The sequence below is a fragment of the Pelagibacterium sp. H642 genome, from assembly GCF_031202855.1.
Taxonomy (GTDB): Bacteria; Pseudomonadota; Alphaproteobacteria; order Rhizobiales; family Devosiaceae; genus Pelagibacterium.
The window spans coordinates 1,917,919-1,936,174 of record NZ_CP101829.1; the positions used below are offsets into that span (position 1 = coordinate 1,917,919).

The following is an 18,256-nucleotide window of genomic DNA, read 5'->3' on the forward strand; positions in this document are numbered from 1 at the left end:
CAATAAAGCCCGACAGGTTGCGCCAACATTGCGCGTCATCGCAATGTTGCTGCAATCCAATACCACCAAACAGGCGCCCTTACCGATTATCCCGATAAAGATCGACAATGACCGACCAGATAGAAAACAATAATCACGAACGATCGAAAAAAGGTCGGTGGCGCTGGATCATCCTGGCGCTTTTGGCTGTGGCTGCCGTCGGCGCTGGCGCCGTGTTCACCGGAGCATGGGACCTTTCGCCTGCGGCCGTGCCCGAAGAGGCCGCGGCAGAAGCCGAACCGGTCACCTCCGAGCCGCGCACGATGCAGCTCCATCCCAGCGAAGTTTATACCGTCGAGCGCAGCGACCTCACCGCGTCTCTCAATTTCACCGGCACCATCCAGCCGGCGCAATCGGCAGACATTTCAGCGCAGGTTTCGGGCATTGCGACGGCGGTCAACGTGCAGGCCGGGCAATCGGTACAGGCCGGGCAGATCCTGGCCCAGATCGACATCCGCGATCTGGAACTGCAGTTGCGCCAGCAGCAGGCCACACGCGATTCGACGGAAGTTCAGCTCGAGGCGGCCGAGCAGACGCTCGAGCGCACGCGTTCGAGCGCCGAGCGCGGCATCACGCCGCAAAGCACCCTGGATGCGGCGATCGCCGAGGTCGATCAGTTGCGGGCAACGCTGGGTTCGCTCCAGTCCCAGGTCGAGCAGGTGCAGACCAATATCGAACGGGCGACCATTCGCGCGCCCTTCTCGGGAACCGTGTCGGCGCGCATGGTGGAGCCCGGCCAGGTCGTTTCGAGCGGCTCGGTGCTGTTTTCGATCGTCGATCTGAGCCGCATCACCGTCGATGCGCTGGTGCCGCTGTCGGGCGCCGCCCAGGTGGGCATCGGCCAGACGGCGACGCTCTCGGTCCAAGGGCTGAGCAATATGGAGTTTCAGGCCAGGGTCGATCGCATCAGCCCGGTCGCGGTCGAAGGCACGCGCTCGATCACCGTCTATCTAACGCTTGAAAATCCCGAAGCCAGCCTGCGCGGCGGAATGTTCGTGACCGGTCAGATCGTCACCGCCTCGTCTCCCGATGCGCTGTCGGTGCCCCAGCGGGCGCTGCTGGGAGAAGAAGACGCCCGCTACGTCCTTGCTGTCGAAGAGGGCGAGCTGGTGCGCAAGGATGTGGAGGTTACCCAGGTCTGGAGCCGTCTCGACCGCGTCGAGATCGCCAGCGGCATCGAGGACGGCGACACCGTGGTTGCCATGCCGCTCAGCGGACTGGAAGCCGGCCAGCCGGTAGCGATTGAGGGCTAAGCCATGTTTTTGACGCGGATCAGCGTAGGCCATCCGGTTTTCGCGACCATGATCATGGTCGCCATCATGGTGTTCGGCCTCAATGCCTTCAGCAATCTTCCCATTGAATCGACCCCGGAAGTGAACTTCCCGGTCGTCGCCGTGCTCACCCCCTATACCGGGGCGGCGCCCGAGGCGGTGGAGACCGAGATCACCGAGCCGATCGAAGATGCCGTGGCGACCCTTGCCGGTATCGAGACGATCTCGTCGACCTCGACCTCCGGCCATTCGACGGTCATCATCCAGTTCACGCTCGAGACCCAGAGCATCCAGGCCGCTCAGGAAGTGCGCGACCGTATCGCGGCGGTCTCGCTGCCCGATGGGGCCGATACCCCGCAGGTGCTGCGGTTCGACCCCAATGCCCAGCCCATCATCTCACTGGCGCTCAGCGGGGCGGGGCTGGCCATGACCGACCTCACCCGTCTGGCCGAAGACGTGGTTTCGCCCGCGCTCACCAATATCGACGGTGTGGGCAGCGCCACGGTGGTCGGCTCCACCGACGAGCAGGTCGACGTGCTGATCGATCTCGATCGGCTCAATGCCTACAATATCGGGGTCTCCGAGGTCGTTGCCGCCTTCCAGAGCGACAACATGACCATGCCGGCCGGTTCGGTGGTGGATGGCGCGTTGGTCCAGACCATTCAGCTCAATACCGAACTGGAAAGCTTCGATGATTTCCTGGGCGTCGTCGTCTCTTCCCAGGGTGCGGAAACGGTAACGCTGGGGGACGTGGCCACCATCGTGCCCGGCCAGTCCGAAGCGAGCGGCATCGCTCTGCGCAATGGCGAGCCGGCGCTGGCGATCAACGTCTCGAAGGTCGATGGCGGCAACACCGTCGAAATCGCCGGGCAGATCCGCGCCATCGTCGCCGACCTCAACGCCGATCCCTCGCTGCAGGGCGCCAGTGTCGATATTTTGCAAGATACCGCCGAGCAGATCGAATCGGACTACCACACGCTCGAAGCAACGCTCATGGAAGGTGCGCTGCTTGCCGTGGTTATCGTGTTCCTGTTCCTTAATTCGTGGCGATCCACCGTCATCACAGCACTGACCCTGCCTATCGCCATCCTGGGAACGCTCGCGGTGATTTCCGTGCTGGGCTTTACGCTCAATGTGATGACCATGCTGGCGCTCACGCTCTCGATCGGTATCCTGATCGATGACGCGATCGTCGTGCGCGAGAACATCACGCGCCACCTGCAGATGGGCAAGGGTCACCTGCGTGCCGCGCTCGACGGCACCAATGAGATCGGGCTGGCCGTTCTGGCCACCACGCTCTCGATCTGTGCGGTGTTCCTGCCGCTCGCCTTCATGGAAGGCATTGTGGGGCAGTTCTTCCTCCAGTTCGGCGTTACCGTTTCGGTGGCGGTGCTGATCTCGCTGTTCGTTGCCTTCACCCTCGACCCGATGATGTCGAGCGTCTGGTACGATCCGGCCACCGATCCCAATGTCAAGCGCGGCTGGTTCAGCCGGCTGATCGGCAAGTTCGAAGAAGGCTTCGAATGGGTCGGCGAACGCTACAAGGGAGTTCTGGGCTGGAGCTTGCGCCACCGGATCCTCACAATGCTGGCGGCGGCCGGGATTTTCGTCTCGAGCTTTTTCCTCGTGCCCATGGTCGGGTTCGAATTCATCCCTTCCAATGACGCGAGCCTCGTCAACGTCACTGTGGAAACCCCTGTCGGTTCGTCCCAGGATTATACGGCGCTCAAGGCGCGGCAGGTCGAAACCATCGCTCGCGGCATCGAGGGGGTGGAGAGCACTTATACCAATGTCAATTCCGGTCAGGCCTCGGGCGAAAACCAGGCGACCATCGCGGTCAATCTGGTCGAACCGGCCGAGCGTGTGCTGAGTGACAGCGAAACCCTGGAGGTGATCCGCGAGGCCGTGGCCGTCATTCCGGGGGCCGATATCACCCTTGCCACCGGCGGTGGTCTGGGTATGGGCGGCAGCCCCATCGCCATCAATCTGCGCGGCGGCTCGGTCGATACGCTCAACCAGGCGGCCGAAATGGTGGCCGAGGCCATCGAGGCGGTGCCCGGCACCATCGATGTGGGGCTCTCGGTGCAGCAGGCCCAGCCCATGCTCGACATCATCATGAACCGTCAGGCGGCGAGCGATCTGGGCATCACCGCCCAGCAGGTCGGCACCGCCATGAACGTGATGATCGCCGGTCAGACGGCGAGCGAATGGACCAATCCGGCCGGTGATCGCATCGATGTCATCGTGCGGCTTCCCGAGGAAGAGCGTTCGGACACCAGCCGGCTGCTCGACCTGCCGGTCGCCCAGCAATCCACCGGTTCGGTGCCGGTCTCGGTCGCGCTCGGCCAAGTCGCCGACATCGACGAGACGTTCGGTCCCAACGAGATCGAGCGCGAGGCCCAGCAGCGTCAGGTGACGGTTTCGGCCAATGTGTCGGATCGCATTCTTGGCGAGGTGATCGCCGATGTGGATGCGGCCATCGCCGAACTCGACCTGCCGGCGGGCGTGGTCATCAATCAGGGCGGCGATGCCGAAATGCTGGCCGATACCACCTCGAGCATGGCTTCGGCGCTGATCATGGCCATCGTCTTTATCTATCTGGTGCTGGCCAGCCAGTTCGGCAGCTTCCTGCAGCCGGTCGCCATCATGATGGCCCTGCCCCTGTCGCTGATCGGCGTTCTGCTTGGCCTGATGGTGGGCGGATCGACGCTCAACATGTACTCGATGATCGGCTTCATCATGCTCATGGGCCTGGTTGTCAAGAACGCCATCCTTCTGGTGGACAACGCCAACCAGCGCATGCGCGAGGGGTTGCCCATCAGGGAGGCGTTGATCGTTGCCGGTGGCACGCGGTTCCGGCCGATCATCATGACCACGCTGGCCATGATCTTCGGCATGCTGCCGCTCGCCCTGGCGCTGCATCCGGGCAGCGAGCAGAACGCTCCCATGGCGCACGCGGTGATCGGCGGGCTGATCAGCTCGACGCTTCTCACCCTGCTCGTCGTGCCGGTGATGCTCACCTATGTGGACTCGTTCGGGCGCTTCGTGCGCCGTTTCCTGCCCAAGGCGCCCGACGATGTCCACGGACATGAGGAGCACGAGGCGCCGCAGCACTCGGCTTGACACCGTCTTTCCCGCAAAAGTGGTGGCCACTTTTGCGGGAAAGGCCCTAAGTCGCCGGGATCAGGGCTTCTACCTCCGACAGGCGCGCCGCTTCGGCGGCGGGCTTGTCCCAGCGGATGCGGTTGATGCGCGGAAAGCGCAAAGCCACTCCCGATTTGTGCCGGGTGGAAGCCTGGGCGCTATCGAAAGCCACTTCGAACACCAGCGATTTCTCCACCTCGCGGACCGGCCCGAAGCTCGCCGTCGTATGCGAGCGCACCCATTTGTCGAGCTCCTTCAATTCAGCATCGGTGAAACCGAAATAGGCCTTGCCGATCGGCACCAGCTCGTTGCCGCGCCAGGCGCCGAAGGTGAAATCGGAATAAAAGGAGGAGCGCTTGCCATGCCCGCGCTGGGCATACATCAGCACCGCGTCGACCAAGTTGGGATCGCGTTTCCATTTGTACCAGATGCCCAGCGGGCGTCCGGGCACGTAAGGGGCATCGCGGCGCTTGATCATCACCCCTTCATGCCCACTCTCATCGGCTCCCTTGCGCCGGATCGCCTCCAAATCCTGCCAATCGGAAAATTCGAGGGTAGGCGAAAGATCGAGCCGGCTCTGCGGCGTCCCGGCAAAGAACTTTTCCAGCCGCTTCCGTCGTTCGGTCCAGGACAGGGCGCGGATATCCTCATCGCCATCGAACAGCATGTCATAGACCCGCATGAAGGCCGGATAATCAGCCATCAGCTTCTCGCTCGCCGTCTTGCGGTTGAGCCGTTGCTGGAGCGCATTGAAAGGTGCGGGTTCCAGCTCATGCCCGACCAGCAATTCTCCATCGAGCACCCCATGCCCGAAGGCATTGTCGATCAGGTCGGGAAACGCCGCCGCGATGTCGTCGCCGGTACGGGAAAACAGCGATGCGGTTCCTTCCCCAAGGATCAGTTGCACCCTGATCCCATCCCACTTCCACTCGGCCGTGAAATCTTTCGGGTCGAGCGCGGCAAAATCCTTCTCCTCATCGATCGGGTTCGACAGCATCAGCGGATGAAAGCGCGTCGCATGATCGACGGCCGGTTTGTCCCCATGCCCCTCGAGCCAGGCGAACAAATCCTCATAGGGCATTTTGAGCCCGTGCCAGACCTCCTCGATGTCCTTCAATTCGGTCCCGCTCATCTCGGCCAACGCGGTCTTGGCCAGCCGCGCCGAAATGCCGATGCGCAGGGCCCCGGTGGTGAGCTTCACCAGCGCCCAGCGCTCGTTGATCTCGGCATTGGTCAAAAGCTCGGCGATCAAGCCGGGCAGTTCGGACTTCGCCGTGGTGTTGAGAATTTCCACCAACTCGGACAACCGTGGCAGCGGGCGCGCTCCACCCTTATGAGGCCAGATCAGCGCGATGGTCTCCCCCAGGTCGCCCACATAATCGTAGGAGAGCGCGAAGAGGTGCGGATCGACCTCGGCCAGCACCACGTCTTTGAGCCGCCCCGCTTTCACCGCATCGAAGCTCAGCGCCCCGGTCAGAACCGCCAGCGCATAGCCGCGATCGGGATCGGGGGTTGCGGCGAAATACTCGGTCAGCGCCGCGACCTTGCGATTGCGCGAGGGGGTGAGGGCAAGCGTTTCGAGGAGCTTGGCGAACGCCTTCATTCCTCCTCCCCCTCATCCTCATAGCCCTGGATGTTGAGCGGCTCGGCAACCAGACCATTCTTGCGGCATTGGTAGACCAGCGCGTCCTCGCGTCCATGAGTCACCCACACCGTCTGCGCCCCGGTATCGGCGATGGTTTCAAGCAGTTCGGGCCAATCGGCATGGTCGGAAATCACCAGCGGCAGCTCCACCCCGCGCTGGCGGGCCCGTTGTTTCACGCTCATCCAGCCCGAAGCCATGGCGAGGACCGGATCGGGCAGCCGCCGGCTCCAGCGGTCTTTCAGAGCCGAGGGCGGGGCGATCACCATGGCGCCGGCGAGGTCAGCCTTGCTCGCTTCGGTCGCGTGCCGCAAATCCCCCAGCGCGATTCCGCGTTCCTGATAGAGCGCGCAAAGCCGCAGCATGGCCCCGTGCAGATAGATCGGCCTGTCATACCCGGCTTCACGCAGCAGCGAAATCACCCGCTGGGCCTTACCCAGCGCGTAGGCCCCGATCAGATGCGCCCGCTCGGGGTGGTCGCGCATGGAGGCCAATAGCCGGGCGATCTCGTCGGCGGGATGGGGATGCTGGAACACCGGTAGGGCGAAGGTGGCTTCGGTCACCAAAAGATCGCAGGGGACAAGCTCGAACGCCTGCGCCGTCTTGTCGGGCAGGCGTTTGTAGTCTCCGGTCACCACCACGCGCTGCCCGCCCACTTCGATCAGCACCTGGGCAGAGCCCAGGATGTGACCAGCCGGGTAGAGCGTGACCGTTACGTCCTCGATTCGCGTCGGCTCGCCATAGTCGACAGCCTGGAACGCGCCGGCGCAATCGGGACCATAGCGGGTCTGCATGATGGCGATGGTCTCGGGGGTGGCCAGCACCTTGCCGTGGCCGGAGCGGGCGTGATCGGCATGGCCATGGGTGATGATGGCGCGTTCGCGCGGCGCGACCGGATCGACATAGGTGTCGATGCGCCGGATATGAAGGTTGCGGTCGAGGATCTGGCTGGCTGGAGGCATGAGCTTTAAACGCTGTGCTCTCGTCTTCGGTTCAGCGCCACGAGTCCGATTGACTCTTGGTTCGATCTGAGTCCAAATAGAACAAAATAGGAACATGTGAGCCATGGACAGAGCACGTCAACTGGGTGCGCTGCGGCAGGCTCTCGTGAGGCTCGATCCCTCTAGCGAGACCGGGCGGCACGGCGTCTTCACCTTAGGCGCCGGCCCGGTCGATGCCGCCTTGGGGGGCGGTCTGGCGCGAGGCGCGGTGCACGAGATCTTTCCCACCCATGCCGCCGACATCGCCGCGGCGGCTGGGTTTGCCGCAGGGCTTACCCTGCGCGCATCCCCGCAAGCCCCGCTGCTCTGGATTCGCCACAAGCGCAGCGAAATCGAAACCGGAGGGCTTTATGCGCCGGGCCTTGCAGAGATGGGGGGGGCGGCAAGCCAGGTGATCGTCGTCCATGTGAGTGCCATCGCCGAGGGTTTGCGTGCGGGACTTGAAGGAATGCGCTGCACCGGACTTGGAGCGGTGATCATCGAAGCCTGGGGGGAATCGAAGCATTTTGACCTCACTGCAAGCCGTAAACTTGCGCTTGCTGCCCAAGAGAGCGGTGTCACGGGGATCCTGCTCCGGGCCCTGGCCGAAGCTGAGCCAAGCGCTGCGGCAACGCGCTGGCAGGTAGAGGCCGCGCTATCCTCCGATCCTTTAGGCCTGCCGGGTCAAACGACATTTTCGGCGCATCTGTTGCGACAGCGGAAAGGACTGGCAGGTGGGCAGTGGACTTTGGAATGGAGCAATGAAGAGCATCGGTTTACGCAAAAAGCGCTATCTCGCCCTGTGGCTGCCCCTCATTTCGACCGACCGGTTGCACCGTCAGTTCCGAGCCAATGGGCAAAAGCCGGCTGATCCGCTGGTGGTGGTCGCACGAAAGGGAAATGTTTCCACCCTGGTGGGCGCTGATGCTCCGGCCAGAGCCAAAGGCTTGGTTCCTGGCCTTAAGCTCGCGGATGCCCGGGCAAGGGTGGCGCGCGTCGACGTCGTCGAGCATGATGAGGAGGCCGATGCCAAGCTCGTTGAGGCGATCGCCGACTGGTGTGACCGCTACAGCCCCTTTGTCGCCATCGAGCCGCCCGACGGAATTGTCTGCGATATTACCGGGGTGGCGCATTTGTTCGGCGGGGAGCCAGGCCTTATCGCCGACATGGAGGGGCGTTTGCGCATGCAAGGCTTTTCCGCCCGCATCGCTATAGCCGGTACGTCTCGGGCCGCTCGGGCCCTGGCACGCTTTGGTGGAGGTGGCATCGCCCCGCCCGATGCAGAGGCACAATGGACTGCGACCCTGCGGATCGAAGCGCTTGAATGTGAGAGCAAGGTTTCTCTTGCCTTGCATCGTGCCGGTCTCAAAAGGATTGCCGATCTTGCGGCCCGGCCAAGACAGCCGCTGGCGGCGCGGTTCGGTGAGGCAATGACGACGGCTCTTGCCCAAATCCTGGGTGAAGTTGATCTGCCGATTACGCCGCGCCGGCCCTTGCCTGATTTCGTGGCGGAACAACGCTTTGCCGACCCAATCGGATTGAGGGACGACATTTCCCTGGCCCTCGAAACGCTTTCCGAGCGTCTGTGCGCACAACTTCACCGCCATGGGCAAGGCGGCAGGTGTTTCGAAGCTGCGTTCTTTCGGGCCGACGGCAAGGTCACGCGTATCGAATTGCTATCGGGCCAGCCCCTTAAGGATGCCAAATCGCTCAGGCGGCTTTTTGATATGCGTCTCGAAGCCCTGACAGATCCTCTCGACCCGGGGTTTGGTTTCGACCTGATCAGACTTGCCGCTCTTGCGGGTGATGACATGCCGGCAGCCCAGAGCGGGCTGGATGGCAGGGCAATGGCCGAGGTCGAAGTGAGGGATTTGACCGACAGGCTCAGCGCAAGATTCGGAGCGGGATCGGTGACCCGTTTCGTTCCCCGCAACAGCCACTTGCCTGAACAGGCAGTGTGTGAAGTTGCGGCCATTTCTGATGAAAGACCTGCCGGCGTTTGGCGTCCCGGGCAGTCGTTCGGGATGCCTTCTCGCCCGCTGTTTCTGTTCCATCTCCCGCCCAATATCGAGGTTATCGCCGAGGTTCCCCATGGCCCGCCCCGCAGGTTCCGGTGGCGGAAAGCCTGGTTCGACATCCTTAGGGCGGAAGGCCCGGAGCGCATATCGCCTGAATGGTGGCACGATGCCGATGAACGAGATCGCGATTATTTCCGCATCGAGGACGCAAAGGGACGCCGTTTCTGGGTGTACCGTCATGGGTTTTATGGAGCCGGGTCCGATCCGGTGCGCTGGTATCTGCACGGGATATTTCCATGAGCTTTTATGCTGAACTGGTGACCGCCAGCAATTTCTCCTTTCTGCGCGGCGCCTCCCATCCGCAGGATCTCGTGCTCACAGCCCTCCTGCTGGGCCATGGCGGCATGGGTATTGCCGACCGCAACTCGGTGGCGGGAGTGGTGCGCGCCTATGCGGCGCTTGCGGATTTGCGCAAGGGCATCCGGCTTGTCGACAAGATGCGTGAAGGCTCGGGGCCGGGAGAATATGTGCTTGTGGAACGCCATCCCGATATCGATTTTCCGTTCACCCTTGCCGAGCTGCAGGAGCGGGCAAAGCGCTTTAAGCTCGCGGTCGGAGCGCGGCTGGTTTTTGTCGACGGGACGCCCGATATCGTCGCCTATCCTCAGGACCGGGAGGCTTGGGGGCGGCTGTGCCGCCTTCTGACGCTCGGAAATCGCAAGGCCGAAAAGGGCGATTGCATCTTAAGACTCGAGGATCTTTTGCACTGGTGCGCCGGGCTCAGTCTTATCGTGCTGCCGCCTGAAAATCCTGATGACGTGCGTGGGGTTCTCGAGCGTCTTGGGAGGGCGGCGTGCGATGTGTGGCTGGGAGCGGCATGTGGATACAAAACCCATGACGCGCGTCGCCTAGCCCGTCTGAGCGCTATTGCATCTGCACATCGGGTGCCGCTTCTTGCCACCAATGACGTGCTCTACCATGTGGCCGGTCAACGGGATGTGCAGGATATTCTCACCTGTATCCGCGAGAAGGTGACGATCGACAAAGCCGGCACGGTGCTGCAAGCCAATGCCGAGCGGCATCTCAAGCTGCCGGAAGAGATGCAACGCCTCTTTGCCGCTTTTCCCAATGCTGTCGCCGAGACCGAACGGTTCCTCCAGATGATCGATTTTTCCCTCGATCAACTGAAATATGAATACCCCCAGGAGCCGGTGCCGCCTGACAAAACGGCGCAAGAGCATCTGGAAAACCTGACATGGAGTCGGGCGGAGTGGCGCTATCCCGAAGGCATTCCACAAAAGGTGAGAGCCCAGATCCAAAGCGAACTCGCGCTGATCGGGGAACTCAATTACGCGACCTATTTCCTGACCATATACGACATCGTGCGGGTGGCGCAGGACAAGAAAATCCTCTGTCAGGGGCGCGGATCGGCGGCCAATTCGGCGGTGTGCTATGCACTTGGGATCACGGCGGTGGACCCGGCCGAGCATCAATTGCTGTTCGCCCGGTTCCTGTCGAAAAACCGTGGCGAGCCGCCCGATATCGACGTCGATTTCGAGCATGAGAGGCGCGAGGAGATCATCCAGCACATCTACGAGACCTATGGCCGGCACCGGGCTGGAATCGCCGCGACGGTGATCAGCTACCGTCCGCGTTCGGCCATTCGCGAGGTGGGCAAGGCGCTTGGACTGACCGAGGACATCACTTCCCGCATCGCCTCGACCGTCTGGGGAAGCTGGAGCGACGAGAAACTGCCCGATAAGCATATCGCTCAAGCCGGGCTCGACCCATCCAATCCCAACATCCTGCGGGCGGTGAAACTCGCTACGCGGCTCCTGGGTTTTCCGCGCCATCTCTCCCAGCACGTCGGTGGATTTGTCCTCACTCAGAACCGGCTCGATGAATATGTTCCCGTCGCCAATGCGGCCATGGATGACCGTACATTCATCGAATGGGACAAGGACGATATCGACAGAGTGGGGATGCTCAAGGTCGACGTGCTCGGGCTGGGCATGCTGACCTGCATCCGCAAGGCGTTTGATCTGATCGAGAAGCACTACGATCGAAAACTGGAGCTGGCCGATATCAGGGCCGACAAGGATTCCGATGATCGCCATGCCGTCTTTGATATGTTGTGCGAGGGGGATTCCATCGGCGTCTTCCAGGTCGAGAGCCGGGCGCAGATCAACATGCTGCCTCGGCTCCGTCCGCGAGAATTCTACGATCTCGTCATTCAGGTCGCGATCGTCAGGCCCGGACCGATCCAGGGCGACATGGTCCATCCCTATCTTCGGCGGCGGAGCGGGGAGGAAGATATCGAGTATCCCGAACCCGGTCCGCCCCACGACAAAGACGAATTGCGCAATGTTCTGGAACGGACCAAGGGCGTGCCGCTGTTTCAGGAACAGGCCATGCAACTGGCGATGGTGGCGGCAGAATTTACCGAGGACGAGGCCAACGGCTTGCGCAAGGCCATGGCCACCTTCCGCCATAACGGCACCATCGGCCAATTCGAAAAGATGATGGTCACCCGCATGATCGCGCGCGGCTACAAGCCCGAATTCGCCCAGCGCTGTTTCAACCAGATCAAGGGGTTCGGCGATTACGGTTTCCCCGAAAGCCACGCGGCGAGCTTTGCCAAGCTCGTCTACGTCTCGGCCTGGATCAAGAAATACTATCCCGATGTCTTTGCCTGCGCGCTTTTGAACTCCCAGCCCATGGGCTTTTACGCTCCCGCCCAGATCGTGCGCGATGCGCGCGAGCACGGCGTTACGGTGCGGCCCGCCGACGTCAATTTCTCTACCCAGGACAATACGCTAGAAGGGACAGGCAAATGCGCGCTGCGCATCGGCTTCCGGCAGGTCGATGGATTCAAGAACGATTGGGGCGAAAGGCTCGTCGCGAGGCGGAGAGAGGGCTACGCGTCTGTCGACGATCTTTGGCAGCGCTCGGGCCTGCCGGCGCGGGCGTTGACGCTGCTCGCCGATGCCGACGCCATGGGTTCGATGGGGCTCGACCGGCGCGAAGCCGCCTGGCATGTGCGGCGCCTGCCGCAGGACGATCCCCTGCCGCTCTTTGCCGCCGCCGAAGGGCGCGAGCTTGGCGAGGAGCCCGAAATGGGTCTGCCGGCCATGCCGCTTTCCGAGCAGGTGATCGCCGACTATCAGACGATAAGGCTCTCGCTCAAAGCCCATCCCATGAGCTTCCTGCGGGAGAAATTTTCCGCCGATGGCGTGGTCACCTGCAAGAGGCTCGAGGACGTGCCGGACGGGCGAAAGGTGCTGGTGGCCGGGGTCGTTCTGATCCGCCAGCGGCCCGGCAAGGGCAATGCCATTTTCCTGACGATCGAGGACGAAACCGGCATTGCCAACGGGCTGATGTGGGCGAGCCGGTTCGAGAAGTATCGCCGGGAAATCATGGCTTCTCGCCTGGCAGTGATCGAAGGGGAGGTGCAAAAGAGTAAGGAAGGGGTGATCCATGTTATGGCCAGCGCGGTTTATGACCGCTCGGATCTGCTCGATGGGCTGGCCATGTCCCAGGGGGGCGAGGGAGGTGTGCCGCAAAGTCTGCATGGTCATCCGCGCAATGCGCGGGTGGTGCCCAAATCGCGCGATTTCCACTGAGCGGGCCGACATAGGCACGCAGGGTCGTGCGGCGTATGGAAAACTTGTCCCCGTCGGGCTAAGAGAATGCATGCCAGCAGGGGAGAGTGGCAATGGCTCGAATCGTGGGATCGATCGCGGGGGAAGACGTTCATGAGGTGGTGCTCACCTCCGCGAGCGGGGTTTCGATTGCGATCCTCACCTATGGCGCGCTGATCCGCGACTGGCGGGTGCCGGTGGGCGAAACGCTGCGCCCCGTGGTGCTGGGGTTCGACGATTTTTCCCTTTATCCAGACCACAGCCCCTATTTCGGCGCTATCGCCGGGCGGGTCGCCAACCGCATCGGGGGCGCGAAGTTCAATCTCGATGGCAAGACCTATACGCTGCCCGCCAATGAAGGTGGCAACCATCTCCATGGCGGACCGGGCGGGATCGCCAAAAAGGTCTGGCGCATCGCCGAAGAGACCGGTGACAGGGCCAAGCTCACGCTCACCAGCCCGGACGGGGATATGGGCTATCCCGGCACGCTGGAGATGTCAGTGACCTACCGGCTGTCGGGGAACCGGCTGGAGATCGATTTTGCCGCCGACACCGACAAGCCCACGCCGGTCAATATCGTCCAGCACAATTATTTCAACCTGCTGGGCAAAGGCGACGTGCTCGACCACCGGCTGGCTGTTTCGGCGGGTGCCTATACCCAATTGGGGGACGGGCAGATCCCGACCGGGGCGATCCTTCCGGTCCATGATACCGCTCTCAATTTCCGCGTGCCGCGCACGTTGCGCAGTGCCGAGGGCGAAGGGCTGAAGATCGATTTCAATTTCGTCCTCGATACCCGCCGGGTTCTCGACAAGCCGGTGGCAACAGTGGAGGCGCCGGACGGTTCGCTTACGCTCAAGCTCTTCACCGACCAGCCGGGGCTGCAAATCTACAATGGATGGAAGCTCGATGTGACGGTGCCGGGTCTCGACGGAGCCTCATACCCCCCGTTTGCCGGGCTTTGCCTCGAAGACCAGAATTTTCCCGATGCGATCAACCATCCGCATTTCCCCTCGCCGGTCGCAACGCCGGAAAAACCTTACCGGCATTGGTGCGCGATCGAGATCGGGTGAGGATGGGCCGGCGGGCTTCGCAATGGTCTGAGGGCCGCCAATCGCGTAATCGAAAGCGCCAGCGGAGAGTGCCCATGGCCGTCAAACGCATCGTCGCCAATATCGCCGCCCCGCAGCCGCAAGCGGCCCGGCTGTTTTATGCCGAGGTACTTGGCCTCGAGGTGGCGATGGATCAGGGATGGATCCTCACCTTCGCGGCGCCGGAGGTTCAGGCGCGGCCACAGATCAGCATCGCCAGCCAGGGCGGGTCGGGCACCGCGGTCCCCGATCTTTCCATCGAAGTCGATGATTTCGACTCGGTGCTGGAGCGGGTCGAGGCGGCAGGGCTGACCATCGAATATGGCCCGCAGCAGGAACCCTGGGGCGTCAAGCGCTTCTATGTCCGCGATCCGTTCGGCCGGCTGGTCAATATCCTCACGCATTCGCCTTCCTAGCAGCACCGTTCGATTGGGCGCCGGTGACGTCCCAGCATGATCGGAGCGAAGATGATGGGAGTGCAGGGCGTCGGATCACTTCGATCATCTTTTTGCGCGGCGGGCGAGGGCGGTCGGCAGAAGCGGAGGCGCACGATCCGATCGCTCCGGAGCCAGCAGACCCGAGGCGCCGGCTGGTCATTCCAGAGGGCTCAAGAACATATCTGGGCCCAACACGCCTAGGCGGCGGTCATGCCCAGACGTGGTCGGAGCGCAGGTGATAGGGGTGCATGGCGTCGCGGATCAACTCGACGATCTTTTGCGCGGCAAGCGAGGGTGGGCGCGTGGCGGGCATCAGGAGCCAGACGTCCATGGCGGTGACGGGAAGAAGCGGGCGGCGCACGATCTGGTCGGGGCCGTAACCCAGGCCCACGAAGGGGGGCACTATGGAAACCCCCGCACCCGCGGCGACGAAATCGCAGGCGGTTTCCGACATGGGCACTTCGACATGGCTGTTCTTCTGGACGCCGTGAAGCTGGAAGGCGCGGTCGATGGTCATGATGGAACAATCGTCACGCGCCAGCCCGATGAAGCGTTCATGACGCAGATCCTCGACGCTCACCACATTGTTGCGCGCCAGGCGATGGCCTGCGGGCAGCGCGCAGTTCATGGCAAAGCGCAGGATCGATTGCGAGGTGACGTGCGGGTGATCGAAGGGCTGGACGCTCAGCCCGATATCGATCTGCTGGGTGGTGACCAGTTCGGCGATGCGCGGGCTCGGCTGGTTGATGAGCTTGACGTGTATGTCGCTCTGCCGGCCCATCATCGGCCCCAGGATACGAGCCAGGAAACGGGCCGAAAGCGCCGCCGGGGCGGCTACGGTGACCTGGCCCCACTCGCGATCCTTGACCGCCTGGGCCAGGCGCCGGATGCGGTCGGTGCCGGTAAACAGGCGCTCGACCTCATTGGCCAGGAGCTTGGCGTCGGAAGTGGGCAACATGCGCCCGCCGCTGCGCGTGAAAAGCTTGAAGCCGCAGCTTTCAGCAAAAGATTTAAGCAGCTTGCTGACCGCTGACTGTGAAATGCCCAACTTCTCCCCGGCAAGAGTCACCGAGCCGGTTTCCATAACAACATGAAAGGCTTCGAGCTGACGAATGTTCACCTAAAGGGCCCTCGTTGCGCGTCCATTATGACTATATGGAATAATGAGGGGAGAAAAAGCAATTTGACAATCATGTCATGGAGCCTTTGCAATGGCGGGGTCGCACATGCCTGAGTGACGAAATTTCTGATCTGGAGGGATCATCATGAACAAGGCTCTGCTTTTGGGAGCACTGGCAGCATTTGCGGCTCTGCCCGCGCAAGCCCAGGTGCTCACCGTCTGCCTCGAAGGCTCACCCGAAATCTTCAACCCCGAGCTCTCGAGCAACGGCACGACCATCTACGCGCTTGGCCAGATCTATGACGGTCTCGTCTCGGTCGAGCGCGGCGGCTCCAACATCGAGCCGGCCCTGGCCGAAAGCTGGGAGGTGTCCGAGGACGGGCTGACCTATACCTTCACCCTGCGCCAGGACGTCGCCTGGCAGTCCAATGCGCTGTTCTCGCCCACCCGGCCGATGAATGCCGATGACGTGATCTTCACCTTCGACCGCATGATGGACCCCGAGCATCCCTATTACGAGGTGAGCGGGGGCAATTACATCACGTTCAACGCCAAGCTGGCCGACATTCTCGAAAGCGTGGAAAAGGTCGACGACCATACCGTTGCCTTTACGCTCAGAGAGCCGCTGGCCGCTTTCACCGGCACCATGGCGCATGGTTCGCTGGCCATCACCTCGGCTGAATATGCCGATGCGATGATGGAAGCGGGAACGCCCGAGCAGCTCGATCTGCAGCCCATCGGCACCGGCCCCTTCCAGCTCCAGGCCTATCAGGCCGATGCCATGGTGCGGCTGCTGCCGTTCGCGGAAACCTGGGGCGCCCAGATTGGCGACGACAACCGCACGCCCATGGTGGACGCGGTGGTGATGGCGATCTCGAGCGACGCCACCGTGCGCCTGCAGCGCGCATTGGCCGGGGAATGCCTGATCGGGCTCTATCCCAACCTTGCCGACCGTGAAACGATCGAGCAGTCGGGCAATCTCGAAGCCGTGCAGACCCCGGTGGCTTCGACCGGCATGCTGCATTTCAATTTCGAGGACGAAAAGTTCCAGGATCAGCGGGTCCGCCAGGCCCTGGCGCAGGCCATCGACATGGAGAATCTTGTCGAAGTCGTCTATAGCGGCATGGGCCATGTGACCGGCGCCGTGGTGCCGCCGGCGCTTTGGGGCCATGCCGAGGATATCGCCCCCTGGGACTACGATCCCGAGGCGGCGCGGGCCCTGCTCGAAGAAGCCGGATTTGTCGATGGCTTTACCACCGAGCTCTGGGCCGTTCCGGTCGCTCGTCCCTATATGCCCAATGGCCGCCGCGCCGCGGAAATCATCCAGGCCGACTGGGCGGAAATCGGGGTCCAGGCCGAGATCGTCACCTATGAATGGGCCGAATATATCGAGCGCGCCCGCAATGGCGAAGCGGAAGTGGGCATGTTCGGGGGCATCTACGACTTCCCCGATCCGAGCCAGATACCGAACAACTATCTGAGCTGCGACGAAGAAGGCGTGCCCGCGCCGTCCAATATCGGACGCTGGTGCGATGACGATTTCAATACCGTCATGACCGAGGCCGGATCGATCACCGACCAGGACGAGCGGACCGGGCTTTATCTGGAGGCCCAGCAGATCGTTCATGACCAGGTGCCGGTCGTGGTGCTCGGCGGCGCCGACCAGATCACCGCCGTCAACACCTCGGTCAAGGGTTATGTGCCGGCCATCTTCGGCACCTCGCGGCTTTCGGGTGTGACTGTAGAATGAAGATCGTAATCATTGGCGCCGGGATTCTCGGCGCCAGTACTGCCTATCATCTTGCCCTTTCCGGGCATGAGGTCACCATTATCGACCAGACCCATGAGGGCAAGGCGACGCTGGCGGGAGCCGGGATCGTCTGCCCCTGGGCGACCAAGGCCGCCGATGGCGACTGGTACGCCATGTATGCGGCCGGGGCCCGGTATTATGCCGAACTGGTCGAGGGGCTTGCGGCGCGCGGCGAGGACCAGGTGGGCTATCGCAAGGTCGGCGCCCTGGTGGTTGCCGATGACGAGGCCGAATACGCGGCGGCGGCCGAGCGGCTCGCCAGGCGCACGGTCGAGGCGCCGGAATCGGGCGGGTTCGAGGAGTTGACGCCAGAGCAGGCGCGGGCGCTGTTCCCACCGCTGCGCGATGATTTGAAGGCGCTGCACGTGCCCGGCGGGGCGCGCGTCGATGCGCGGCTTCTGGCCGCCGCCATGGTGCGGGCGGCTGTCGCGAGCGGAGCGACGCTTCTGAGCGATCTTGCAACGCTCGAGCTCCAAGGCGGCCGGCCCGTGGTTCGCGACGGGCAGGGCAGCGTGATCGGGGCCGACGAGGTGATCGTCACCGCCGGGGCCTGGGCATCTCGCATTCTCGCTCCCCTCGGGCTCAATCATCCCGTGGTGCCGCAAAAGGGCCAGATCATCCATCTGGGCCTGCCGGGGACCGACACCTCGCGCTGGCCGGTGCTGCTGCCCATGGCCAGCCATTACCTGCTCGCCTTCGACGACAGCCGCGTTGTGATCGGGGCGACGCGCGAGGACGGGAGTGGGTTCGATTATCGGGTGACGGCGGCGGGCCAGCACGAGGTGCTTGGAGCGGGCCTGCATTTCGCGCCCGGGCTTGCCGATGCGACGCTGATCGAAACCCGTATCGGCTTCCGGCCGGCGGCATCCACGATCACCCCGATCCTGGGGCGCATGCCCGGGATTGAAGGGCTGATCGTGGGCAATGGGCTCGGCGCCGCGGGGTTGACCATCGGGCCGTTCGCCGGCCGGCAGCTTGCGCGCCTGGCGGTGGGGGACGAGCCGGAAATCTCCCTTGCGCCCTACCATCCATCCCAAAACCCAACCTGACGATATAAAGGAAC

General features: G+C 62.9%; 12 protein-coding genes. 9 read left to right on the top strand and 3 right to left on the bottom strand.

Annotated elements, in window-relative coordinates; all coding sequences use genetic code 11:
• Positions 1-107 precede the first annotated feature (107 nt).
• Both NO934_RS09450 and NO934_RS09455 read left to right on the top strand, forming a co-directional pair.
• Positions 108-1,292 (top strand): efflux RND transporter periplasmic adaptor subunit, encoded by a 1,185-nt coding sequence (locus NO934_RS09450; protein WP_309159708.1) that lies wholly within the window; start codon positions 108-110, stop codon positions 1,290-1,292.
• 3 nt (positions 1,293-1,295) lie between these two features.
• Entirely contained in the window at positions 1,296-4,433 is a 3,138-nt protein-coding gene (locus NO934_RS09455) for an efflux RND transporter permease subunit (RefSeq protein ID WP_309159709.1), read from the top strand.
• Positions 4,434-4,479: 46 nt separating this feature from the next.
• On the opposite strand, the gene NO934_RS09460 is transcribed toward NO934_RS09455, so the two are convergent.
• Together NO934_RS09460 and NO934_RS09465 are read right to left on the bottom strand one after the other, a co-directional pair.
• On the bottom strand, positions 4,480-6,057 hold the full coding sequence (locus NO934_RS09460) for a cisplatin damage response ATP-dependent DNA ligase (protein WP_309159710.1): 1,578 nt from the start codon (positions 6,055-6,057) through the stop codon (positions 4,480-4,482).
• Positions 6,054-7,058, bottom strand: coding sequence for a ligase-associated DNA damage response exonuclease (locus NO934_RS09465; RefSeq protein WP_309159711.1), 1,005 nt, complete (start codon positions 7,056-7,058; stop codon positions 6,054-6,056). The genes NO934_RS09460 and NO934_RS09465 overlap by 4 nt, the downstream gene beginning before the upstream one ends.
• Positions 7,059-7,305: 247 nt before the next feature.
• On the opposite strand from NO934_RS09465, the gene NO934_RS09470 reads away from it, so the two are divergent.
• From NO934_RS09470 to NO934_RS09490, 5 genes are all read left to right on the top strand, one after another.
• The gene (locus NO934_RS09470) at positions 7,306-7,947 is read left to right on the top strand and encodes a DNA repair protein (protein ID WP_309159712.1); all 642 of its coding nucleotides are present in this window, start codon (positions 7,306-7,308) and stop codon (positions 7,945-7,947) included.
• Positions 7,838-9,394 carry a DNA polymerase Y family protein gene (locus tag NO934_RS09475; RefSeq protein ID WP_309159713.1) on the top strand — a complete coding sequence of 519 codons (1,557 nt, stop codon included), beginning with the start codon at positions 7,838-7,840 and terminating at the stop codon, positions 9,392-9,394. Before NO934_RS09470 ends, NO934_RS09475 begins: the two co-directional genes overlap by 110 nt.
• Complete coding sequence (locus tag NO934_RS09480; protein ID WP_309159714.1) at positions 9,391-12,717, top strand: error-prone DNA polymerase; 3,327 nt, start codon at positions 9,391-9,393, stop codon at positions 12,715-12,717. The genes NO934_RS09475 and NO934_RS09480 overlap by 4 nt, the downstream gene beginning before the upstream one ends.
• 92 nt (positions 12,718-12,809) lie before the next feature.
• Complete coding sequence (locus NO934_RS09485) at positions 12,810-13,808, top strand: aldose epimerase family protein (protein ID WP_309159715.1); 999 nt, start codon at positions 12,810-12,812, stop codon at positions 13,806-13,808.
• 74 nt (positions 13,809-13,882) lie between these two features.
• Positions 13,883-14,242: a VOC family protein gene (locus NO934_RS09490; RefSeq protein ID WP_309159716.1), complete on the top strand. Its 360-nt coding sequence runs from the start codon at positions 13,883-13,885 to the stop codon at positions 14,240-14,242.
• 229 nt (positions 14,243-14,471) lie between these two features.
• Here NO934_RS09490 and NO934_RS09495 read toward each other — a convergent pair whose 3' ends face one another.
• Positions 14,472-15,383: a LysR substrate-binding domain-containing protein gene (locus tag NO934_RS09495; RefSeq protein ID WP_309159717.1), complete on the bottom strand. Its 912-nt coding sequence runs from the start codon at positions 15,381-15,383 to the stop codon at positions 14,472-14,474.
• 145 nt (positions 15,384-15,528) lie between these two features.
• Between NO934_RS09495 and NO934_RS09500 the strand changes: the two genes are divergently transcribed.
• Together NO934_RS09500 and NO934_RS09505 are read left to right on the top strand one after the other, a co-directional pair.
• Positions 15,529-17,133, top strand: a complete 1,605-nt coding sequence (locus NO934_RS09500; RefSeq protein ID WP_309159718.1) for an ABC transporter substrate-binding protein — start codon at positions 15,529-15,531, stop codon at positions 17,131-17,133.
• Positions 17,130-18,242: an FAD-dependent oxidoreductase gene (locus NO934_RS09505; protein ID WP_309159719.1), complete on the top strand. Its 1,113-nt coding sequence runs from the start codon at positions 17,130-17,132 to the stop codon at positions 18,240-18,242. The genes NO934_RS09500 and NO934_RS09505 overlap by 4 nt, the downstream gene beginning before the upstream one ends.
• The last annotated feature ends 14 nt before the right edge of the window (positions 18,243-18,256 follow it).